At 40.4% G+C, this 21767-nt stretch carries 22 protein-coding genes; 18 read left to right on the top strand and 4 right to left on the bottom strand.

What is annotated here, in order from left to right; translation table 11 throughout:
- The 5 genes from AC3WU2_RS25660 (at position 1) to AC3WU2_RS25640 (ending at position 3621) form a co-directional block, all read left to right on the top strand.
- A complete protein-coding gene (locus AC3WU2_RS25660; RefSeq protein WP_492457814.1) occupies positions 1 to 843 on the top strand; it encodes a tyrosine-type recombinase/integrase in 843 nt (280 codons plus the stop codon).
- A 130-nt stretch (positions 844 to 973) separates the two neighbouring features.
- Positions 974 to 1309, top strand: a complete 336-nt coding sequence (locus AC3WU2_RS25655; RefSeq protein ID WP_492457813.1) for a hypothetical protein — start codon at positions 974 to 976, stop codon at positions 1307 to 1309.
- Positions 1310 to 1602: 293 nt separating this feature from the next.
- A complete protein-coding gene (locus tag AC3WU2_RS25650; protein WP_492457812.1) occupies positions 1603 to 1734 on the top strand; it encodes a VOC family protein in 132 nt (43 codons plus the stop codon).
- Between the two features lie 264 nt (positions 1735 to 1998).
- Complete coding sequence (locus tag AC3WU2_RS25645) at positions 1999 to 2790, top strand: VOC family protein (RefSeq protein ID WP_492457811.1); 792 nt, start codon at positions 1999 to 2001, stop codon at positions 2788 to 2790.
- 18 nt (positions 2791 to 2808) lie between these two features.
- A complete protein-coding gene (locus AC3WU2_RS25640) occupies positions 2809 to 3621 on the top strand; it encodes a helix-turn-helix domain-containing protein (protein WP_492457810.1) in 813 nt (270 codons plus the stop codon).
- Here the strand turns inward: AC3WU2_RS25640 and AC3WU2_RS25635 are convergent.
- Entirely contained in the window at positions 3603 to 3773 is a 171-nt protein-coding gene (locus AC3WU2_RS25635; protein WP_492457809.1) for a four-helix bundle copper-binding protein, read from the bottom strand. The genes AC3WU2_RS25640 and AC3WU2_RS25635 overlap by 19 nt on opposite strands.
- A gap of 387 nt (positions 3774 to 4160) precedes the next feature.
- On the opposite strand from AC3WU2_RS25635, the gene AC3WU2_RS25630 reads away from it, so the two are divergent.
- From AC3WU2_RS25630 to AC3WU2_RS25595, 8 genes are all read left to right on the top strand, one after another.
- Positions 4161 to 4856 carry a response regulator transcription factor gene (locus AC3WU2_RS25630; RefSeq protein ID WP_492457808.1) on the top strand — a complete coding sequence of 232 codons (696 nt, stop codon included), beginning with the start codon at positions 4161 to 4163 and terminating at the stop codon, positions 4854 to 4856.
- A gap of 20 nt (positions 4857 to 4876) precedes the next feature.
- The gene (locus AC3WU2_RS25625) at positions 4877 to 6310 is read left to right on the top strand and encodes a HAMP domain-containing sensor histidine kinase (RefSeq protein WP_492457807.1); all 1434 of its coding nucleotides are present in this window, start codon (positions 4877 to 4879) and stop codon (positions 6308 to 6310) included.
- A 100-nt stretch (positions 6311 to 6410) separates the two neighbouring features.
- A complete protein-coding gene (locus AC3WU2_RS25620; protein ID WP_492457806.1) occupies positions 6411 to 7178 on the top strand; it encodes an ABC transporter ATP-binding protein in 768 nt (255 codons plus the stop codon).
- A 5-nt stretch (positions 7179 to 7183) separates the two neighbouring features.
- Positions 7184 to 9592 carry an ABC transporter permease gene (locus tag AC3WU2_RS25615; protein ID WP_492457805.1) on the top strand — a complete coding sequence of 803 codons (2409 nt, stop codon included), beginning with the start codon at positions 7184 to 7186 and terminating at the stop codon, positions 9590 to 9592.
- Between the two features lie 625 nt (positions 9593 to 10217).
- Entirely contained in the window at positions 10218 to 10628 is a 411-nt protein-coding gene (locus tag AC3WU2_RS25610; RefSeq protein WP_018759789.1) for a YjdF family protein, read from the top strand.
- Positions 10629 to 11680: 1052 nt separating this feature from the next.
- Positions 11681 to 12835, top strand: coding sequence for a sensor histidine kinase (locus tag AC3WU2_RS25605; RefSeq protein WP_492457804.1), 1155 nt, complete (start codon positions 11681 to 11683; stop codon positions 12833 to 12835).
- A gap of 5 nt (positions 12836 to 12840) precedes the next feature.
- Positions 12841 to 13512, top strand: a complete 672-nt coding sequence (locus AC3WU2_RS25600; protein WP_492457803.1) for a response regulator transcription factor — start codon at positions 12841 to 12843, stop codon at positions 13510 to 13512.
- A 123-nt stretch (positions 13513 to 13635) separates the two neighbouring features.
- Entirely contained in the window at positions 13636 to 14667 is a 1032-nt protein-coding gene (locus tag AC3WU2_RS25595; RefSeq protein WP_492457802.1) for an alpha/beta hydrolase, read from the top strand.
- Positions 14668 to 14831: 164 nt separating this feature from the next.
- Here AC3WU2_RS25595 and AC3WU2_RS25590 read toward each other — a convergent pair whose 3' ends face one another.
- Positions 14832 to 14987, bottom strand: a complete 156-nt coding sequence (locus AC3WU2_RS25590; protein WP_492457801.1) for a hypothetical protein — start codon at positions 14985 to 14987, stop codon at positions 14832 to 14834.
- Between the two features lie 432 nt (positions 14988 to 15419).
- On the opposite strand from AC3WU2_RS25590, the gene AC3WU2_RS25585 reads away from it, so the two are divergent.
- A complete protein-coding gene (locus AC3WU2_RS25585) occupies positions 15420 to 15686 on the top strand; it encodes a hypothetical protein (protein WP_492457800.1) in 267 nt (88 codons plus the stop codon).
- A gap of 219 nt (positions 15687 to 15905) precedes the next feature.
- A complete protein-coding gene (locus AC3WU2_RS25580) occupies positions 15906 to 16349 on the top strand; it encodes a GNAT family N-acetyltransferase (protein ID WP_492457799.1) in 444 nt (147 codons plus the stop codon).
- Between the two features lie 313 nt (positions 16350 to 16662).
- Here the strand turns inward: AC3WU2_RS25580 and AC3WU2_RS25575 are convergent, their stop codons facing one another.
- Positions 16663 to 18114 (bottom strand): serine hydrolase domain-containing protein, encoded by a 1452-nt coding sequence (locus tag AC3WU2_RS25575; RefSeq protein WP_492457798.1) that lies wholly within the window; start codon positions 18112 to 18114, stop codon positions 16663 to 16665.
- 664 nt (positions 18115 to 18778) lie between these two features.
- On the opposite strand from AC3WU2_RS25575, the gene AC3WU2_RS25570 reads away from it, so the two are divergent.
- Both AC3WU2_RS25570 and AC3WU2_RS25565 read left to right on the top strand, forming a co-directional pair.
- On the top strand, positions 18779 to 19195 hold the full coding sequence (locus AC3WU2_RS25570) for a hypothetical protein (RefSeq protein WP_379345257.1): 417 nt from the start codon (positions 18779 to 18781) through the stop codon (positions 19193 to 19195).
- Between the two features lie 202 nt (positions 19196 to 19397).
- The gene (locus AC3WU2_RS25565) at positions 19398 to 19754 is read left to right on the top strand and encodes a VOC family protein (RefSeq protein WP_492457797.1); all 357 of its coding nucleotides are present in this window, start codon (positions 19398 to 19400) and stop codon (positions 19752 to 19754) included.
- A 284-nt stretch (positions 19755 to 20038) separates the two neighbouring features.
- Here AC3WU2_RS25565 and AC3WU2_RS25560 read toward each other — a convergent pair whose 3' ends face one another.
- On the bottom strand, positions 20039 to 20668 hold the full coding sequence (locus tag AC3WU2_RS25560) for a cysteine hydrolase family protein (protein WP_492457796.1): 630 nt from the start codon (positions 20666 to 20668) through the stop codon (positions 20039 to 20041).
- 465 nt (positions 20669 to 21133) lie between these two features.
- On the opposite strand from AC3WU2_RS25560, the gene AC3WU2_RS25555 reads away from it, so the two are divergent.
- A partial coding sequence (locus tag AC3WU2_RS25555) for a helix-turn-helix domain-containing protein (protein WP_492457795.1) occupies positions 21134 to 21767 on the top strand: 634 nt, incomplete at its 3' end.

Genomic DNA, 21767 nt, shown 5'->3' with positions numbered 1-21767 from the left:
ATGATTATAAGTGAGTTATGGCGACTTTACGAAGCTGATAAACGTATACAGGGCTTTAGTCCAAGTACATTGAAAGCCTATGACTTGCAGCTCAAGATACTATTAAGAGAACTAGGGGACCTGGATATTTCTGAGGTTACACTGAACTTATTGAAGGAATACTTAGCCAAACAGTCCGATCGATTGAAACCCAGCAGTTTAGGACATCGTATCCGTTTTGTTCGTTCTCTATTCCGCTTTGCCTATGAAGAAACACACTTAACCTCAAATCCTTCTTTAAAGTTGCGGGAACCCAAAATGGACAAGCGTATTCCTAAGTTTTTGATCGAGGAAGATGTCATTCACCTGAAGATCTCTTGCCATTCCCTGAGGGAAAGGGCACTTCTGGAGTTCCTCTACAGTACCGGCTGCCGGGTTGGAGAGGTAGAGAAGTTAAACATCGAAGACCTGAACTGGGAGAACAGCTCCGCTATTGTAAATGGCAAAGGTTCAAAACAGAGAGAAGTATACTTTACAACTGAGTGTAAAGTGTGGTTGAAGAAATATCTCGAGAGTCGTGAAGATACTTGTAAGGCCTTATTCGTAACCGATACACGTCCAACAAGGCGAATGTCTATCCCGACGATCAGGTGGGCATTAAAACGGCTTGCAGGTCGGGGAGAGGTCGAAGCAAATGTATATCCGCATCGCTTTCGTCATACCTATGCGTGTCAGCTCCTTGATAACGGAGCACCATTAGATTTCATTCAAGGCATGTTGGGGCATGAAAAAGCATCAACCACTCAAATTTATGCCCAGCTGCGTGGGGAACGCCGACGAGAACTCTACCGCCGGTTTTTTTAGGATTTTATATTATAAAAAGATAAAATGTACCTATGTAAACTGTTACTAACTAAAAGGCAGGATAGCTTAATCATTTCACGAATACTTCATATATTTCAATAAAAAATGAGGTGATTACAACTAGAGTTTAATGCGAATAAAAATTCCTGTAGGCTATGCGATTACTTACAATAAATTTCATGATGTAGACCCAATTCTTGCCGATGGAGCAGAAGACTTCTTAAGTAACTGGCATTACTTCACAGAAGATATAATGCAAATTCAAAAACTCGATATAGTAGATGGAAGACACTTTATTCCAGAAATTAATAGATTTATTATTGATTTAGGGTGGTATCCAGACAGTAGATTAAATGGCGAATATATATTAGTTCTGGTCAATGAAAACTGGAAAGTATATAAATCAAAGCGATCCAAAGACAGATTTGAAATAAGAGATACAATTGAAATTTGGTTGCGGAACTAAATAATAATCAAACTGATGATGGATTCTAATCCCGACGTTTTCAATACGGGACACTATACTCAAAAATCACCAGAAGAGGCTGCCTGTAAAAGACCGGCAGCTTTTGTTACGCTAACGGGGACGAACGATATTATAACAACAATAGGTTGCCGGGAAATCGGCAGCCTATTAAACTAACGGGCAGATTAGTTTAACTCGTACAAGGGTAAAAAAGTTCATTATGTAGGAAAATTTTGGATTATAATAGAAGTCAGTTGGTGAAATCGGCATAAAAATAACTGGGAGGAATGTAAATGAAAACAACGGCGGGAAGCAGGCTTGAAAAACGAGTAGGCTCGATCTTTATCCACGTTTCAGACATGAAACGAGCAGTTGAATGGTATAGCCGAGTGTTTGATCTGCCATATAACGATGATTACAAGTAGGGGCTGCTTTCGAATAGGCGAGAGGATGCCTATCGTTACGGCATGTTGACCGCCGGGATCGCCGTTTTTTTCATGTCATTTGTTGGGGTCCTATTGTTTGTGTTCTCCCCTTATGCAGCAACACTTAAGGCGCTTTGAGAGGCAGGTCAACAAGGAGTCAACATATTCAACAAGTATATGGAAAAAAGCTATTGACCTTAAAGCAACTTTAAGGTGTATGATGAACTCACCTGGAAACATTCCAAAAAATGGGGGGTTGTATAAATGGTGACATCTAATTTAAAGTTTGACGGCGGTTTTATTATGGTGCCGTGGGATCAGTTCGATGAGGCAGTAGAATGGTATGGCGATAAAATGGGTTGGAAATTAATTGGTACGGGCGATGGGCCGGTCGGTAGGAAGGCTTTCTTCAAAATGCCTGGATCTGGACAAGCCAATTTGAAGTCGTTCGAAAGCGAATTAAGCCACTTTACGTCCGAAGATTATTTCGAAGGAAATTGCAGGTTTTGTTTTCGCACGGCCAATCTGGATCAGACATTGGAATACTTCAATAATCAAGGCGTCAAATGCACCGCGCCGTTAAAGATGCCGGACGGAACGCGGTCTGCCGATATTATCACATTCGGGAATGTTCGCCTGACGTTAAGCGAAGACAGGAAGTTGGAAGGTAAATTCCCTGAATCGCGCGTCATTCAATACGCTGCCAAGCCATTGTGGTTAGGTGTCACCGATTTGGAAGCTTCAATTAATTGGTATTCGCGGATATGCGGTTGGGAAAGTTCGAAGAAAAATTTTCAAGACCGAGGATTTGCGTTGATGCGCGAAACATGGGACTTCGTCTGGCTAGAAAAAGTGAACGTCGAGCGATCATCAAAAAAGGCCAATCCCGGAGCCAGGTTATACTTCAGGATTAAAAAGCAAGAGGATCTGTATAAGACGAATGAATGGCTCAAGGGGCAGGGAATTGATGTATCAGAAATTATAGGGGAGCGTTGGAAAGGATTCCACTTCTATGATCCGGACGGGAATCGATTAAACGTGTGGAGTTATTATTAATGGTAGGAGGAGGAACCGTTGAAAACCAACATGACCATCCAAGGCTTTTCCGAGCGGACGGGTCTTCCTGCCAGTACGCTTCGTTATTACGAAAAAGAAGGGTTGCTGCAGCCGAGTCATCGGGCGGATAACGGGTATCGATACTATCGGGAGGATCAGATTCCAAGCGCCTTGAAGATTCATACGCTGCGCCAAGCGGGAATTGGCCTAATCGAGATCCGTCATTATCTTGCTGCGGATGCCGACGGGCAAGCAGGATGGCTGCGCAAATGGCGTCAGGATGTCGATGCGAAGCTGTTGGCGCTGAATGTAGCCAAACAGTACCTGGATGGTGTCGATTCCGTTGATGAGCATATCCGGTTGGTTAGATGGTCTCAGTCCACGAGGATGCTTTGGTTTCGGCATCGTGTCAAGCGCCAGCTTCATCCGTTTGCACAGGCCATGGATGAGAGTGCGGCATACTTGGAAAAGCGAGGGCTTTTGCATGCGAAAGAGGCTTATGTACGGCAGGAACGAATGATCGGAGATGAGATGCTCGGCAAAGTCGGTTTTCGCTTGCCTTTGAAGTCAGCCTTACCGGACGAATGGAAGCATGAAACGGAGCATGAAGTTGAGCTTGAAGTCATACAGCCCACACTGTTCGTTACACTTGATTGCTTGTCTACCGATCCTTACGCTTGTTTTAGTTTAATGCTCGTTTTGCAATCGTTCGGATTCGAGCCGGCAGGTCCAAATATGGAGCGGTATCAGCTTCACGACAAGCTGCATTACCAATGGATGATTCCAGTGGTTCATGGTAAAGAAACGGGACCTTATACATCAGACCAATGAAATAACAATTCCGCAGTTGGAGTGGTTGGGGTTCGTATATATAAGGTATCGATGCAGTCCCGGAGCAGATTAATACAATTCACTCTCGCTAGTACATCCGGTTCTTTCAAACAGGAAGTAAGGCATTCATCGCAGGGGAGTTTATAATGCATGGTTTGACAGACCCATAAAAACGACTGCAGATATAGTTCATAATTTCCGAAAGGTGTTACCACACTTAAAAGAGGCATATTACGCAGCAACTGGTAAGAAAGATTAAACTAACGGGAAACTATAGCTTAATTAAAACGCGGCTGCCGGCATGGATCGGCAGCCGCGTTGCGCTATTCCAGCTAATAGCTTGTCAATATTTAATTATTAATGACCGATTCCAGGAGTGGTATACTTAAAAAAGATATGACAAATAACCGTCCCCTTCGGCGATGGCGCTTATGCGGCATATTATGCTGCAAATGATCAGAACCAGGTGATCGGGGTCAAAATTATTTTTATTAAGAACGCAGATCTGTAAATTATAAACACATAGCGGAGATTAGACGATGAATCTACCAAGGAAAGTACTCGTTATTGAAGATGAACAGGACATTTCCCGTATTTTGAAAGATTACATAACGATCAGCGGATATGAGGTATGGGTTGCTGAGAACGGTCAAGATGGCTTGAAATTCATAGACACCTTGTCCCCCGATTTTATTATTCTGGATATTATGCTTCCAGATGCGGACGGGATCGAGCTTTGCCGCCAAATTCGCGAGACATGCAATACGCCGATTCTGATTTTGAGCGCTAGAGGCAGCGATACGGATAAGGTGCTTGGACTCGGATTTGGCGCGGATGATTATATGACAAAGCCGTTTTCTTTAAGCGAGCTCGTCGCCAGAATTAATGCCCACCTGCGGAGAGGAAGCATGGAAAATAAGCCGAAGCAAAATGAATTGCTGCAGTTTGGGAGCCTTATCATTGATAAAAAAGCCTACAAGGTAACCGTTGAAGGTCAAGAAATTTCGTTATCTGCCAAAGAATTTGAACTGCTGTACTACTTAGCCAAACATAAAAATCAAGTGTTCTCCAAAAGTCAGCTATTAGACGCAGTATGGGGATACGAAACATTTGGAGATGAAAGCACAATAACTGTTTATATTCGAAGATTGCGAGAAAAGCTGGAGCCGGCCCCTTCAAACCCAATATATATTAAAACGGTCTGGGGCGTTGGCTACAAATTCAGCTCGGATTAGATCAGGGGATGGGGACTACCATGTATGTAAGCCGCTGGTTAAAAAAGTGGATTATGGCCGTATGTTTATGCCTCGTCATCGTGATCGGTTGTGGAGCGTACATCATATGGACCGGGAAAGAAGACAATGTTCAGACGAACTACGTCATTAATCAAGTGCGGATCAAGGTCAACGAAATGATGTTATTTCTTGAAGAAAATCATAAAGCGATCGCTACGGATGCGACAGTGCGACAGAACTTGCTGAAGATGAGCGAAAGTAGCGGCGTTAGCATTCTGTTTGCTCAGTTGGATGGCAGAGTTATTTTTAATTCCGCACCTGAGACGAAGGTCCAAACCATCGATGTAAGGACTTCACTTCATTATGATTTATATGATTCGAAGGTAGATAAGGATCTTTTCAAAATTGCTTTTCCCGTCATCAACCCAGAAATACAAACTCAAATCGGAAACGCCATTTTTACATTGCCAGCAGCACTTGTCATTCCAATACAATCACATCAGACCATCCTTTTTCCTCTCTTCCTGATGGTGACATGTTTACTGCTGGTATTCATTTTATTGTGGTTCCTTAGAAGGAAAATCAACAACGATACCATCAGGCCCATTCATAAATTAAAATATTATTCAGAAGCGATTTTAAAGGGAGATTACGAGCACAAAGCGGAGTATGGCCGTATGGACGAAATCGGAGAAGTATACGCCATGTTCGAGCAAATGAGGCTGGAAATCATACATCTTAATAAGCGAAGAGATGAGCAAGATAAGGCCCAGAAAGAGCTGGTATCGAATTTATCCCATGAACTCAAGACCCCTCTAACTACGATCAATGCATATCTAGAGGCGATACGTGCAGGGATTTGTCCCGATATGGATTCGGTGATGGAATATATTCAAGTGATGCAGACCAATACGCATAAAATGACCGTGCTTTTGGATGACCTGCTCTTGCATGCATTAAAAGAATTAGGGCAAATTTCAGTCCATCCGACAGAACAATATAGTAAAGAGTTCCTGCTGCGAATCATTAAGCCGATGGGCCACAACGTTCGTACAGCAGGCATTACCTTTATCGAACCGGCAGAAATTCCGAATGTGCTCATCAACGTGGATGCGAACCGGCTGGAACAAGTTATTTCCAATCTCATTGCGAATGCCTTGAAGCATACATCCCCGGGAGATTCCATCCGAATTAGCATTGAAAAGGAGTTGGAGCAGCTCATCATCACAATCGCAGATACGGGAAAAGGAATTCTTCCACAGGACATGCCGTTTATTTTTGAACGTTATTTTAAAGGACATGCTGGCGGTGGGGCAGCAAAAGCAAAAAATGAGGGTTCGGGATTAGGTTTGTCCATATGCAAATATATTATTGAAGCGCACAAAGGTTCGATTTCCTTTAAAAGCACGCCGGGTCAAGGAACAACCTTTTATTTTTCCATTCCATTAGGCTGATTCTCCGCTTGTAATACTTTATTAATAATTTGATAAGCAGCATGCAAGAAATGCCCTTTACAATGACGAATATACTGAAATTGCAGGAGGGCTTGAATAGATGAAGGATAAAAAAACGATGATTCATGCTGCAAACCTCTGTAAAACCTACTCTACCAGCAGCGAGCAATATCATGCCATTCGTAATCTGGATATCGAAATTTACCAAGGAGATTTTACGGTCATTATGGGGAATTCCGGTTCAGGAAAATCTACCTTGATGTATCTCCTGAGTGGACTGGATAGTGTGACGACTGGAGAGGTGTATTATCAAGAGCAGCGTATCGATACCTATAGCGAAAAGAAAATGGCGGACTTTAGGGCGCGGAAAATCGGATTTATTTATCAAGGGATTCATTTAGTGCCTGATCTCACTTTTTTGGAAAACATCGCATTACCCGGCTATATCGCCGGCAATAAGAAAAATGAAGTGAAGAAAAAGGCGCGTTCTCTGATGGAAGCGATGCAGATTGAGAGCCTGGGCAATCGCTTGCCAGCGCAAGCTTCGGGGGGACAACAGCAGCGGGCAGCTATAGCAAGAGCTCTCATTAACTCTCCAGAGGTCATTTTTGCCGATGAACCGACAGGCAGTTTGAATTATGACCAAGGCGTCGCGATATTAGATATTTTAACGGAGATGAATCGCAAAGGGCAATCGGTTGTCATGGTTACGCATGATATCAAAGCGGCTTGCCGGGCGGATCGGCTTATTTTAATCCGGGACGGCAAAGTTGGCGGCATTCTGGAATTTGATAAATATGAACCTGACAATGAGGACATTCAGGACAGAGAAAAAATCATCTTTTCTTATGTGTCAGGGAAGGAGTGACTGTGATGAATGCGGTCTGGACTCTTTTCCGATCTAACCTAAGAACGAAGAAGCTGCAAAACGGGCTTACAACCTTGCTCATTCTGTTATCTGCGCTGATGTTGTCGACATCCGTGATTGTGATCTCGAATACACAAGATTTATTTACGGACATGCATAACCAAACGAACGGTTCGCATCAAATTTTAACTTTAGAACACGGCCTGCATGATCCGAAACAGCTTAAGCAGTGGTGGGACGAGCAGCAAGGGGTTACGGCGTCCGAACTAATGCCCTATCGAAATTTATCCGGAATTGTTCATCAAGGAAAAGAAATCAATTTATACTTGTACATGATGAATACACCGGAGCTTCCCTTTAAGGTTGATAAGCTGGTCTGGGCTCAAGGAGAGGAAAGAAGCAGCCCTGAAGTCGGGACTGTATGGATACCCACTTCACTCTCTTATTCCAACGGAATTAATGTTGGTGATAAAGTAAGCTTTAAAACAGGTCAGGGTACATTTGAGTTAAAGGTAGCGGGCGTAGTCGTGGATATTCCTTATGGAGCTCCGTTCACAACAAATGCCCGCATTTGGATGAACGCGCAGGATTATGAAAAGCAGTTTCAGTCCATTCAGGGAAAAGACATGTATATGATGGGGCTTCGGTTCGCAGATTACGACGCAAATACTCAGTATTGGCAACTCTTCGAGCAGAAGTTCGGTACCCCATACCTTGAATCTAAGGATAGTTTCGAATCGATATATTCATTTTATTTCCTTATGAATAAAGTGATCGGATTCGTAATGATTTTTCTTGGAGTTGTCATGCTGCTTGTGGCGCTATTCACGATTGGGTTCACAATTTCTGACGCGATATTGGCTAACTATCGAACGATTGGCATATTGAAGACCTGTGGCCTATCTTCAGCTGGAATTATCGCTACCTACATGTCTCAATATGCTTTGCTTTCGATCATAGGCCTTATTCCCGGACTGCTTTCCAGTCATTTTTTATCCAAAATCATTATCGAGAGTTCCCTTTCATCTTTGAAAACAAACCGTTCAGGTCTGGCGATGCAAGGCAATACTGCGGCTATAGCTGTGGGAATATCTGTATTCCTCCTCGTCATTTTATGCGTGTTGATTTATGCCAATAAAGCCCGTTCCGTACAGCCTGTGCAAGCGATCCGATATGGCATGTCTGAAATGGATAACAGCAAGCGGACAAGACGTTTAAGTACTAATGGAACGCGCCAGGTTGGATTCGATCGTTTTCCCGTTATGCTCACCATTGGGTTTCGTAATGTTCTGAAAAATGTAAAAGGTTCTCTCTTAATGCTCGTTCTTACAACGATAACTTCAGCCGTCCTTGTGTTCGGATTTGTCCTAGTATATAGCATCATTTCCATACCGAAGACGGCGTCCTTATGGGGATATGATAATTCAAATATCGCTGTAACCATCTTTAATGGATCGACTTTTTCGCACGAACAATTTGAAAAAGACATGCGGTCCGACCCCAGAATCAAAAATTTCGGATGGTATAAATATATTTCGGGAGTGATTGCCTCAGAAAAATCCGAGGACTCTGGTACGGCAGACGCACCATCCATGAATGTATATATAAGCGTCGCTGGCGGGAGTTATGATCAGGCGGGATTTTCTGCATTCAAAGGAACCAACCCTCATCACAAAAACGAGATAGCCATTGGAGTTAATATATCCAAGAAACTGAATAAAGACATTGGGGATGTCATGGAAGTATACATCTATGGGAAGAAGCATTCCTTTATTGTTACGGGGATTTATCAATCCATCGCCAACATGTCTTATTCCGCAAGGATAACAGCCGATGTGATCTCAGGGGAGAAATTCGGCAACAGTAATGATGAAGTGTGTTTTGTCAATGTGCATGATATCGACCAAGCCGATCAAGTCGTACGCGATATCAATGAGCATTATAAGGAAGCTCTCGAAGCAGTGACACAGAAAACGTTAATCCATTCTGTATTTAAGGTGGCCGTAGGGCTACTCATTTTACCGATGGGTATCATGGACTTGATATTTATTGTGGTCACTTGCATCATCATCTACAGCACTTGCCGGATCAATATTAGAAAAGAAAGCAAAACCTATGGCATTTATAAATCGATTGGCATGACCGCAAATCGAATCCGAATGTCGGTAGCTTTGGGAATCGCGGCTTTATCCGTCATTGGGGCGATCATCGGCATTTGTGCCGGAATTTATGTCCTGCCGATCCTACTGGAACAAATCCTGGCCACCTTTGGGCTTGTAAAACTCCCCCTTGTTATGAACTGGGGCGGTATTCTTCCTATTGCCTTCATCAGTATCGTATCTGCGGTGTTTGGTTCATGGTTATCAACGAGAGTGATTGCCAAAACAGCCCCTAGAATTTTGGTGATAGAGTAGAGTTGTCATATCGGGTTAGAGCGCGCCTGCGTTCTGACCCGATTTTTCTTGGATTATCTAAATTCGGCTAACGAAACTGGGGAGCGTTATAGTAGCGAAAAAGATATCGATTTAAATCTAACGAAACTACATATCGTTATATGAACGAAATACGGCCTAAAGAACCTCTATTGTGGTTGTTGTTGCGAAACCACTGGGGTGAGAATTTCAACACTCCCCTCATCTCTACACAGCTACGACTACGACTTTAGGTGATAATGCAAGTGTAATTAAACTAACGGGACACGTTAGTTCAATTGTATGTAGGCTGCCATATGGCAGCCTTTTTTTACTAATGGGAGGTAGAGCTATCAACCGAAATAAACTTTGAAGGTAAAGAACAGAATACTTCGTTCATTGCCATGTGTTTTATCCGAATCATTATTCAAATTAACCAGCTCCAACTAGTTTAAGTCCATCATTGATACTAAGCAGCAAGGCATGTATAATTTTTCATGGAACGAGAAAACACAGTCTGGTTGGTAGTCCAGGCACATGGACAACTCTTATTCATAAGAGTGCTATGTCAGTAGCCTTCCCCCCTTGGGATGTCCATCGTTTCGATTCATGAAATAGGGGGATTTATATGAAGCTTACTGTTTTTTACGATGGTCAGTATTGGGTTGGAGTTATGGAACAACAGGAGCAAGGAAAGTTGAAAGCAGCTAGGTATATCTTTGGTACAGAGCCGAAGGACGAGGAGATCCTAAATTTCATCAATAAAGAGATGTGGGGGCTTGTAAGCGGACTTTCACAAGAGGTGGCTGTCAAATTTTCTGCAGCGAAGAAGGTTAGCCCGAAACGGATAGCAAGGAAGGCTGCAAGTGAAGTAAAAAGGAAAGGTGTCTCAACCTACGCACAAGAGGCTCTACAGTTGGAGTATGAGAAGCGGAAGAAGGAAAGACGGGACATCTCCAAGCAGCAACGGGAAGCAGATAAAGCACTTAAATGGGAAATGAAGCTACAAAAGGCGAAAGAAAAGCATCGCGGCCACTAGTAGAAAACGTGTACTAAAGTTTCCAGGTAGGATATGACGTTACACAAAGGGCACCCGATCGGGTGCCCTTAATTCTGACTTTACTGACTACACAGAGAACCGTATCACAATTCATTAAGCTAACGGAGAACGATAGTTCAAACAACCAGGGAGCAGACCGCTACGGGCAGCTGCTCCCTTTCGCATTGATGTAACGGCAGGATAGTTCAAAACTGCCGGCGTCGGATCCGGCAGCTTTTGTCGTTTAAAAGGTCGAACGAATATTTCAGGTATCTCTCGGTTTTTGATACATGTTCTTGTCCTTTAACGATATATGCTCTTGTCTGGGCCGGGCGGCGTCACAATTCGGATCGGACATTAATGCGGCATGCGGTCAGTTGTACCGAACCGATAGTGAACGTAGCATGATTTTAAAAAACTTTGCCTTTAGCCGAATTCACCTAAACTGGAAGTTGAGATGAAATGAGGAGGCTGGCGTATTGGAACACCATACAGGTAGTTGCTATATCCGCAATATTATCGGGATGGAGACGTACAGTGCAAGGAAAATCTGTATTGCCGAATTTTCAATTGACTTTATTTTCATAAGACATCTTTTGTAGAATTGAAAGATAGATGTACCATTTTGAAAAAAGTTATAGCGTTTATAAAAAGTTGCACGGTTTTATCTACACTTCACTGGATGAACACGGTGTTTTACCTTTTTGTTCCATCTGTTTGTATATACCTGCAATCCGTTATTATCGGTGCAGGTTTTTTTATTAACTTGACTTAGAGCTAACTCTAAGTTGTAAACTAACTTTAATCAAAAGGAATGGATGATGTTATTGTATTCATGGTAAAAGATTTTCCTGCTCCTGGGGCTCCAATAAAAAGACCTATTCCCTTAAAGTATAGACAATTCCTCAAAAAAAGTTATATCCTTTAGTTGATATTGAAACACTTCATTGGGTTTGATTTCTTAGGCTTTAACATAGGAAAATACAAAATTCACAAAGGGGAGTAAGGTTCATAATGCAGTTACATTTATCATCTCCAGGCATGATTCGAAAATGAGTGATCAAAGAAAATGGCATTGGCCCGACTATTTTCTATTTCTCATGCGTACGGTATGGTTTTCTTTTAATGGATACGCGATATTCGTTAGTACGATTGGTTCAGAAAAGTGGATTATACTTTTATGGGCTAGTTGCTCTTATATAATACCCCATCTATTTTATCGGCCTAGGCTTATTAAATTCCAATATTATTTAATGGCTGAGGTGTTGTTAACGGGTTCTTTGTTTATTTACTTATCGAGTCAGTATGATATATCAGTGACTTACAGTTTTCTACTTGTACCTATCCTTACTCTTGCTTATGCCTGTCAAGTCAAGCCATTAATTTGGTTAGGACCTTTCGCCGTATTAGCTAGTACATGGGCAGGCAGTCTCTTCACGAATCAGGATTTCTTTAAACTCTGCATTGACACAACTATTTTTTATGGTATTGGGTTTTGTTTAGGAAGGATGACCATTGTCAACAAAGCTAATAAAGAGTTAATTGCCTCAATTGAGGAAAAAAATAAGGATTTGGAATATTACGCAAAAAAAATTGAGGAACTGACGATTAAGGAAGAACGCAATAGAGTTTCGCAAGACTTGCATGATACAGTTGGTCATATTTTCACATCGGTCATAACAAGCTTAGATGCCCTTCCTTTTCTATATAAGGCAGATAAATTAGAAGCAGAAAAAAGTATAAAAGAGATTTCAGATTTAGCACGAAATGGCTTGAACGATGTAAGAAAAACAATTCACCATATGTCGCCAACGAGTCATCGAACGCTTGTTGAATCAGTGACAGAATTAATTGATGATTTTATGAAACATACGGCAACAGATATAGAACTGAATGTTGAAGGGGAAGCGACCAAAGTCAGTGAAAGAGTAAAGCTTGCCATTATTCGTTGTATCCAAGAAGGACTTACAAATGCGAAAAGACATGGTCAGGCCACTTTTATTAAAATAAATATTTCGTTTAAACAAGAAGAATTGATTGTTCTTATTGAAGACAATGGGAATGGTTGTAATGAATTGAATTTAGGATTTGGCTTACGCTCCATGAAAGATCGAATATCGGCATTAGCGGGTACGGTTAACTTTGATTCTAAATTGAATAATGGTATGAGGATCACGTGTAGCATACCTATGGCAAAGGAAGTTTAATGATCATGATTAAAGCAGCAATCGTTGAAGATCAAGAGATTCTAAGAAAAAGTCTAAAAATTGTGATTGAAAATATTTCTGACATTGAGATTGTTGGAACAGCAGAAAATGGAGAAGCGGCAATTGCTTTATGCGAAAGGGAGAACCTTGATATTCTTTTAATGGATATTCAAATGCCGGTGATGGATGGGGTTAAGGCAACAGAAGAAATAAAAAAACGTTGGCCCCATATAAAAGTGATCATCCTTACTACTTTTCAAGATGTCACTCATGTGTTGAATGCCTTAAATGCTGGTGCAGAGGGATATATATTAAAGGCTGTTGATCCTGAATATTTAGTTCAGGGAATTAAAATGGTGTATCACGGGGGTTCCCTCATTCCTCAGCAATTAGCAAAAGAGGTGTTTGGACAAATACAATTAAATAATAACTCTCACTCGGAACAAGACCATAACGCTATGAATCATCCCTATGATTTAAATAATCAAGAAATCAAAGTTCTCAAATGTTTAACCCAAGGATTGTCCAATAAAGACATTACAGAAAAGATGTTTCTTTCCATGGGAACTGTGAAAAATTATGTTTCTGCCATTTATTCGAAATTGAATGTAAAAAACAGATCTTCCGCTATTACTAAAGCAATGGAAGAGAGTCTTATAGAAGATAAGAAACATTGAGTAAGAGAGTGTAGATGAAGTTAAATCGACTTTGTCTACACTTTTTTTATGACTTATTAGTGACTTACCGGCACTACCGTATATTACTTTTTATTTGTAGAATATTGAGTAAGGAGGGATTAGATGAAAAATATAAAGAGGTTAATAATGTATATCGGAGTATTTATTATTATCATACTGGTAATCGCGTTTTTCAGGCCCACATGGACTTCGAGTATAAAAGGGGATAACAGTATTAGTGTTCTAGAACAAGTTGAGATCAATGGTACGAAACAGCAAATCATGATTAGAGGTCGTGATCTAAATAACCCGGTCATTATTTATGTACACGGGGGGCCGGGGTGTCCCGAAATTCCTTATGCAGCTGAGTACCAAAACTTGTTAGAAAAGGATTTCACTATCGTTAATTACGATCAAAGAGGAAGCGGTAAATCATATCATTTTAATGAGGATTATTCTAAGTTAACGGCAGATGTACTTGTAGATGATTTATTAGAACTTACCGATTATATCTCGAAACGATTAGGTAAAGAGAAAGTGATCTTATTAAGTCATTCTTACGGTACATATTTAGGAACAATGGCTGCTTATAAAGCACCAGAAAAATATGAAACCTATATTGGGATTGGTCAATTGGGTAATATGCAAGAAAGTGAAATTGATAATTTGAATTACACAATAAATGAAGCGAAAAAAGCCGGAAATACAGAAGATGTGAAGTATTTAGAGGGGTTCACTGAAAAAGTACATAATGGAGAGGCAGTAGCTCCAAGAAATTATGTAGGGAAATACGGCGGCGCTACAAGACTTATCAATATACCGGATGGCAATATACTTGAGATGCTATTAAGTAGTGAATATAATCTGTTAGATTTAATTCGCTATAGCAATGGACTTAATATGTCACAAGCACAACTTGTAAAAGGTACTTTTGATAAGCCACTACCTAATATAGTCACAAAGCTTGATTTACCATTTTATTTTGTAATGGGTAAATACGACGCTATGGCATCATCTAATGCAGCAAAAAAATATTTTGATATGATTGAAGGGGATCACAAGGAGTTCATTTCTTTCGAGGAGTCAGCTCATTATCCACAATTTGAAGAGAAGGAAAAATTTTATAAATGGATGTGCGATACATTTATAAAGTAATATAAATCGAATAACTATGTTGGTTCCTAACTTTCTTAAAGAGTTGAATATCTTGTATTCTATTAATAAGCCGTTTCCTGGCAAAACGCATCACATTCAATTACGCGAAATCGTTTATTTTGAAATTGCAGAAGAGAAATAAGCCATGAGCCTGCACTCCGTGATTATCGGCGCAGAACAAGAACTGAAAGCAATGACGAAACATGATCAGGTGAATGGGAGAAAGAGAAGGGCTTTTTCACTTGTACGCCATAGGAAGTGAAGGCAGCGGTAACGCTCTTTCCCTTCGCAATATCGATACTTAAAACAGGTTGATTCATATGACCTCCTTGGATGACACTAGAACCCAAAACAAATGTTCTCCACAGGTTGGCACGGTGATACGGGCTCTAGGCCCAACCAACTAAATCGGGGTATTAACATTGCTAGGGCTGAAACACTTGAGGTCTAAGTCCCAACACCACATTCGTTCTTAACCCAGTGCTAATCTTTTAAGTATAAAAAGAAAAGCTCATCCCCGATGAACTGGGATGAGCTTAATATACCAACACCATATTCAAGCATTGGGGCTATCGCCCCTCGGTCTGCCCGAGGATTTCGGAATTAAGCTAACGGGACACGATAGATGAATACTATACATTGCTGAGCAGACAACCGCAGTCTGCTCATTTTATTGAACTAACGGGCAGGATAATTTAACCATTTCACCGAATAATTAAATATCAACAAACGGAATGGAGTAAGAATTTGAGATGTTGAAAAAAGTCATACGGAAAACAGTTTTGATTTATACTATTTTTGGTTTGATTGTTGGTATTGTATTACTGATAGCTTCTTTCTTTACGAATGAAATAGTTGTTCAAAGTGGCGAAAAAGTAATTGCGAGTGGCGTTAAAGCAGGTATGATAATCCTTCCAGCTTGCGTATTAATTGCGTCGTTTATCGGACTCATCCACGCCATTATTTTGTGGTTTCCAATTGTCTGTATTTATAAGAAATTATCCAATAGAAAAAGTTAATACTTTGAAAATCCAATTTATCTGTTCAACTACTATGAAAGAACGGGTCAACTTTCATGCTCTGTGGTGCATTGTAGAGGATGCATGGGTGGCTAACGGGACACGATAGATCAATAATAGACAGAGTATCGGCAGCCATTCAACTGCCGTTTTCTAAAGTTTGCTTCATCAATTGTCGAATCCTTAGTTCGTGAATATTTTTAATAACGGGGGTAGGGTATGGAAATTAAGATACGAGAAATTGTAGTCAATGATTATACTGAAGTTGTTTTTTTATGGAACGATGTACTTGGAGTTCGCAATGTTAATAGTGAAAACTTTCAAGTTACTATGGAAGACATGAATAAGGAAGGAAATTACAAAACATTCGTTGCATTATTTGAAAATGATGTGGTTGGTTTTGTCACTATAGTTCACGCGTTATCAGTAGGGTCTTCGACTGGTTATTTACATATTCAAGGGCTTGCTATTAAAAAGGAATTACAGCATAGTGGGATAGGTACAAAACTACTAAAACACACTGAAAATTATGCTAAAGAAATGGGAATATCAAGTATTATTTTATGTAGCGGATTTAAGCGAACCGACGCTCATGCTTTTTATGAGCATAATGGTTATGACAAGGAATCATACTGCTTTGATAAGATTATTAAACTTGACTAATGAATAACCATTTTGCATTAAACTACTATGAAAGAACGGATTAACTTTCATTCTCTGTGGTGCCGAGCGTTCTGCGAGGCATGGATGGCTAACGGGACACTATAGCTTAATAAATAAACAAAAACGCGGCTGCCGGCATGGATCGACAGCCGCGTTGTGCTAACGGGCAGGATAGTTTGAGATCATTTGCGGTGAACCCTACCATAAGTAACGGCGAAAAATAGGGAGTGTGCAGACACTCCCTTTGTGCTAACATTGTTTGTTATCAAATGTCTACTTCACAATAATCCAATAAGGCGAACGAACAAAATGCTTATTTTCGGAGCGAGGCATTATATCGGTGAGTGTATACAAACCATGTAATGCTTGCTGTTAATAATGCCGACGAAATCAAAGCTGTAAGAACACTATATGTTTGCCAAATAAGTATCGTTGACCAATCTAATGCACAGCACATTATACACAGGGCAATCGTAGCAATCAGCAAAATAGCTGTTACGATTATTCGCTTTTTTGTCATTGGCTGCCGCTCATTCGTTTTCCTTCTGCGTAATCCTAAGAGAAAGAACAGAACGGCCAATAGGCAAAGAATAATTGTGGTAGACGATAAAATGATGTCCAAAAGCTGTGTGCCGCTTATTTCATATGACTGCGTTTGATTGCCGTCTAATATATCTTTGACTTTTAGTACCATGCTTCTATTGATATTTGCGCCGTTGGTCAGCAAGCAGACGGCTGTTCGTTCAATTGGCATTATGACCACTTCGGTTCCGAAATTGGGATTGCCCCCTGGGTGCTCTATAATCGTTTGGTTGGCGTTTACCGACCAGCCCGCCGCATAATACATTTCATTGACAGCCGGAACAGACATATCACCCTGATGTGATTTTTCGATAACCGTATGGAATATTTCGGGTATGTCCTGCACAATACCCATCTGTATGCCCATCCAACGCGCCATATCTTTTGTACAAGAAATGATGTAGCCTGCGGGTTTATTCCCGGAATAATCCGGCGCGTTATATGGAGTTGTCATAAAAAAGGAAGAATGGTAGCCCTGTGCCAACTGTCCGGTGGCTTGAGCATCTTCTTTATAAACATACGTCTGGTGAAGACCTAACGGCTGAAATACCTGTTCCCTCATAAAGTCTTCATAGCTTTGTCCCGACACAATCTCAATAACCAAGCCCAATACGTCATAATTAACGGTTCCATAGTTATACTGTTCACCGGGAGGGAACGCCAACTCAGCATCTACCAGCATTTCCACAGTCTTTTGCAGCAAATCTGGCGTATTGCCTTGTGGAATATTTTGAGTATGCCTAGCATTTGTTAGGCCGCTAGTATGGTGAAGAAAGTTATTGAGTGTAAGGCTTTGCATATCAACAGGTTTCCCTTGATACTTTAACGTAAACCAAGGTAAATATTTTTGGACAGTGTCAGTCATTGACAGCAGACCTTGCTCTTCCAACAGCAGAATACCCATGCCGGTAAAAGCTTTACTGACCGAGGCCAACTCATATAGTGTATTTTCACTTGCAGACAACCCACTTTCACGGTCTGCATACCCGGAAGAAAAGTAGAACACTTCATCATCAGCAAGTATTGAGATTGACATTCCCGGCACACCTGATATACGACTGGCATCATCCAGCAACGCTTGTATTGCCGCAGATTGCGTATCTGACAACGACGCATAACTTTGTGTTGTGAATCCTGAGAATAATATAAGTATCGTTAATACAAAAACAATAGTCTTTTTCATAAACTCTCCATTTCGAAAAAATTATGCGAGGATAATATAAACAACCCGTAGTACGCCTTATCCGCCAAATGTGTCATTTCACTATATTTAATACTAGATGTTCAATGATCAGATTACTATTGTAAACTGCACACTCTTATGGATATTATTTTTAGGAACACAAGAAGACCCATCTGCTTCATCAGCAGAAGGGTCAATTGTCTGAAAGTATTCCTCAACGTTCTCATCAAAGGTTAACTGGATCTCTTCAATCTGTTTCGTTACAAAATCCTATTTATTTATAATATTATACAAACAATCTTTAATCCTCAAGATATATACCTTGTTCATTAATTTATTATCCATCATCTAATCGATACATTCATTAGTATTGCTAAACTTGAGTGAATTTTGGTGCGATTTTGCAGAAAAAACGCAGGTTGGCCATTAGAATTGCACCGGTAATTAATTAAGCTAACGGGACACTATAGCTTAATAAATAACTAAGACGCGGCTGCCGGCATAGATCGGCAGCCGCGTTTTACGCTAACTGGCAGGATAATTGAATAAGACCTATAATTGAAATAAACCCTTAAAACCGAAGGAAGGGCAGTTATACGCAACTATAATTGTATTAATAGCGTCAACATAAATGGGATTATTTTCTTGCCAAGGGAGGACTACTATGAGGAAGTTACTCACTGCCTGTCTAGTCTTTGTTGTTATCTTTGTATTTTCAGGTTGCACAGGTGAATCAGCCAGAACATTAGATAAAGAGTTTGTAAAGGAAAAAGCAGAAATTGGTCTTTCGAAGTCAGAAGTAGAAAAAAGATTTGGAAAAGACTATATCTCAGGTGATGCAGATGGTGGCCTACTATGGCTTTATGATACCACCAATGAGGACACAAACTATGAACGAAGATTAGATGTGGTAGCCCACGAAGATATAATCGATGGCAATGTTGTAAACCAGTTATTTATTAACTTCCAGAAGGAAAAAGCTTTTATGTATTCTTTCTTCTACAAGGGAGATGACGGAAAAGTGTGGGAATTTGTATTATACCCTGATAGAACCACGCTTGAAATACCTGTAAGTCAATAGCGATGTCATACCTGAATTTGGTTAAGCTAACGGGACACGTTAGTTGAACAGAGCGATGAGCAGTTTGCTACGGCAGCTGCTCCTTGTTTTATTAAGCTAACGGGCAGTTTAAAGAAATAAACGAATGCCCTTATTTTACCAAATGTTATGGTACAATATATTATATATCTTGATATTACGATAATTAAGGAGTGTGAAAAATGTGAGTATTATTTTAAGTAAAGTGGGAGCCGTTTTTATCCCAGTGAGTAACATTAGAGAAGCAAGGGAATGGTATTGTTCCATTCTTGGTCTAGAACCTACGTTTGATATTATCGCTGGACATCTTTGTTGTATACCAATGGATAATAATGGATTAAACCTCGTTTTAGATAGCAATATTTACAATGGGGATTCATACTTTAGAGAACCTGCCTTCCATTTTAACACTGACGATATACATATGGCTTATCAATTCATGAAAGACCGTAAAATTGAAATTATCACTGATATAGAGAATGGTCATTGGTTTAATTTTAAAGATCCAGACGGGAACATGTTGATGATTTGTAAATGTTAGATCCAATATTGTTGTTGCACTAACGGGACACTATAGCTTAATAAATACCTAAGACGCGGCTGCCGGCATGGATCGGCAGCCGCGTTGTGCTAACGGGCAGTTTAGTTGAAGAATGGAAATGGCTCCTTTATGTTTGTGCAAAGCAAGAATAACCCCTCCGAACAGATTAGAGGGGGTTGCGCTATCTAAATTCATCCGTTATTCCAAGCCCTTATTCTGACCAAACAACCACTTGGTGACAGTTCGGACAAGTTGTATAGGAAATTACCATTGGGGATACTGATTTATAAGTTTGAAATAGCCTCCTGTGTCGTCCAAGTAGCACTGGCAAATACTTTATAATTGGTAACGGCAGCTTGAAAATCCTCTTCACTAATTGTTGCGGTGGCATCGTATACAACAGCTGTTTCAAAACCAGTTTCGATTAGATGCCTCATATGTGACTCTACACAAACGTTGGAAAGCACCCCTGCAATAATTATCTTCTCTTTTCTATGTTGTCGTAACTGATATTCCAAGTCATTTGTTTGTGGGCTGGCAACCTTGTGAGGAGTTGCAATGACGGTTCTTCTATCAAAAATATAAGGTTTGAAAGAATGAACAAAATCAGCTCCAAATGACGGTGGTGTGTACGCATTTGCCACTTGATACATTCTAAGACCTAATAGCATCTTTTGTTCATTTCCTGTAAATTGCCAGCCATAATCATGAGGGTATAAATAATGGGGCGATATGAAAAGTTGGTATCCCTTATTCATGGCAGTTCTCATTAATAGTTCAAGGTTTTGTATAGTATTATTTCGTTCAATAGTTCCTTTAGTCAGATGATAGCCTCTTCCCCCAGGACTCATAAAGTCATTTTGTGGGTCTGTGATTACAATAGCAGTATTATTGGGATGTGGTTTAAACGGCAAATTACTTACCTCCCTCGCAGCATAAGCTTGCGGAAATGTTTGCATCCTGTTCAGGGAAGATAGAGAAGTTGTTTTCTAAAAAAGTTCAGCATTGACACGACAGCTGCACCGAACAAGTACATAGTCATTAAAAACTCTATAGGCATCTATATGTATTTGTAGTTTGTTTGGTTCCCTTTGTTATAGAAATTAGTGTGCAACTTTGACGAATTGTTTCAAGAAGGTATGCTAACGGGTAACATGTGCGCAGGAGCTGCTCTAACGCGGCTCTTTATTGCTCATTGAAGTAACGGGCAGTAGAGCGTGTTGGCAACTTCAGTGGTTAGTTGCGGGTAATAGTGACCTCATATTACGCTTTCAGCCAGTAAGCTTATACCATCGGTTGGAAGCCACATCAAGTTATACTTGTAACTCAAGCATAACTTGATATACAAAATTGAGAGTAATAGATACACTGAAAGTATCATGAACGAAGGGGTGATGATAGTGTTTGATATGTCGAAAGTAGGCAGGAATATTGCGAAGTTAAGGAAAAGATCAGGGATTACCCAAATGGGTCTAGCTGACCGACTTAGTATCAGTTACCAAGCGGTAAGTAATTGGGAACGAGGAGAAACGATGCCTGATATTTCTAAACTTCCTCTAATCGCAGAAATTTTCGATGTAAGTATCGATGAGATTCTCGACGAAGGTAAAGGGACACAAATACTTAAAAATATGCTGGTTAATACAACTAAGGATTATTTACAACATAATGAGGTTTCTCTCGAAGAGATTTCGGAAATCGCACCATTACTCAGAACGGAGCAAGTTAATGAATTTATTGAGAATGTAAAGGACAGAGTTGAAATAAGCGATCTCCTGTCCATAGCCCCCTTTGTCAGTGAGGAGATCATAAACAGATTTGCAAAACAGGCATTTGAAAAAGAAGGTATAGGTGCACTGGTGTCGATGGCTCCATTTATGAGTGAGGATGCAATTGACGAATGTGCAAAGAAAGCCTTTGAAAAAGAAGGTATAGGTGCACTGGTGTCGATGGCCCCGTTTATAAGTGAGGATGCAATTGACGAATGTGCAAAGAAAGCCTTTGAAAAAGAAG

This window comes from Paenibacillus sp. EB106-05-06-XG162 (genome assembly GCF_058791655.1).
The sequence above is the reverse complement of the archived record's forward strand: the minus strand, read 5'-3'. Positions and strand labels throughout refer to the sequence as shown.

Excerpts from the sequence above, each read along its gene's own strand:
- AC3WU2_RS25660 (WP_492457814.1), top strand. The coding sequence starts at position 1 with ATGATTATAAGTGAGTTATGGCGACTTTACGAAGCTGATAAACGTATA.
- AC3WU2_RS25655 (WP_492457813.1), top strand. The coding sequence starts at position 974 with ATGCGAATAAAAATTCCTGTAGGCTATGCGATTACTTACAATAAATTT.
- AC3WU2_RS25650 (WP_492457812.1), top strand. The coding sequence starts at position 1,603 with ATGAAAACAACGGCGGGAAGCAGGCTTGAAAAACGAGTAGGCTCGATC.
- AC3WU2_RS25645 (WP_492457811.1), top strand. The coding sequence starts at position 1,999 with ATGGTGACATCTAATTTAAAGTTTGACGGCGGTTTTATTATGGTGCCG.
- AC3WU2_RS25635 (WP_492457809.1), bottom strand. The coding sequence starts at position 3,773 with ATGCATTATAAACTCCCCTGCGATGAATGCCTTACTTCCTGTTTGAAA.
- AC3WU2_RS25630 (WP_492457808.1), top strand. The coding sequence starts at position 4,161 with ATGAATCTACCAAGGAAAGTACTCGTTATTGAAGATGAACAGGACATT.
- AC3WU2_RS25625 (WP_492457807.1), top strand. The coding sequence starts at position 4,877 with ATGTATGTAAGCCGCTGGTTAAAAAAGTGGATTATGGCCGTATGTTTA.
- AC3WU2_RS25620 (WP_492457806.1), top strand. The coding sequence starts at position 6,411 with ATGAAGGATAAAAAAACGATGATTCATGCTGCAAACCTCTGTAAAACC.
- AC3WU2_RS25615 (WP_492457805.1), top strand. The coding sequence starts at position 7,184 with ATGAATGCGGTCTGGACTCTTTTCCGATCTAACCTAAGAACGAAGAAG.
- AC3WU2_RS25610 (WP_018759789.1), top strand. The coding sequence starts at position 10,218 with ATGAAGCTTACTGTTTTTTACGATGGTCAGTATTGGGTTGGAGTTATG.
- AC3WU2_RS25605 (WP_492457804.1), top strand. The coding sequence starts at position 11,681 with ATGAGTGATCAAAGAAAATGGCATTGGCCCGACTATTTTCTATTTCTC.
- AC3WU2_RS25600 (WP_492457803.1), top strand. The coding sequence starts at position 12,841 with ATGATTAAAGCAGCAATCGTTGAAGATCAAGAGATTCTAAGAAAAAGT.
- AC3WU2_RS25595 (WP_492457802.1), top strand. The coding sequence starts at position 13,636 with ATGAAAAATATAAAGAGGTTAATAATGTATATCGGAGTATTTATTATT.
- AC3WU2_RS25590 (WP_492457801.1), bottom strand. The coding sequence starts at position 14,987 with ATGAATCAACCTGTTTTAAGTATCGATATTGCGAAGGGAAAGAGCGTT.
- AC3WU2_RS25585 (WP_492457800.1), top strand. The coding sequence starts at position 15,420 with ATGTTGAAAAAAGTCATACGGAAAACAGTTTTGATTTATACTATTTTT.
- AC3WU2_RS25580 (WP_492457799.1), top strand. The coding sequence starts at position 15,906 with ATGGAAATTAAGATACGAGAAATTGTAGTCAATGATTATACTGAAGTT.
- AC3WU2_RS25575 (WP_492457798.1), bottom strand. The coding sequence starts at position 18,114 with ATGAAAAAGACTATTGTTTTTGTATTAACGATACTTATATTATTCTCA.
- AC3WU2_RS25570 (WP_379345257.1), top strand. The coding sequence starts at position 18,779 with ATGAGGAAGTTACTCACTGCCTGTCTAGTCTTTGTTGTTATCTTTGTA.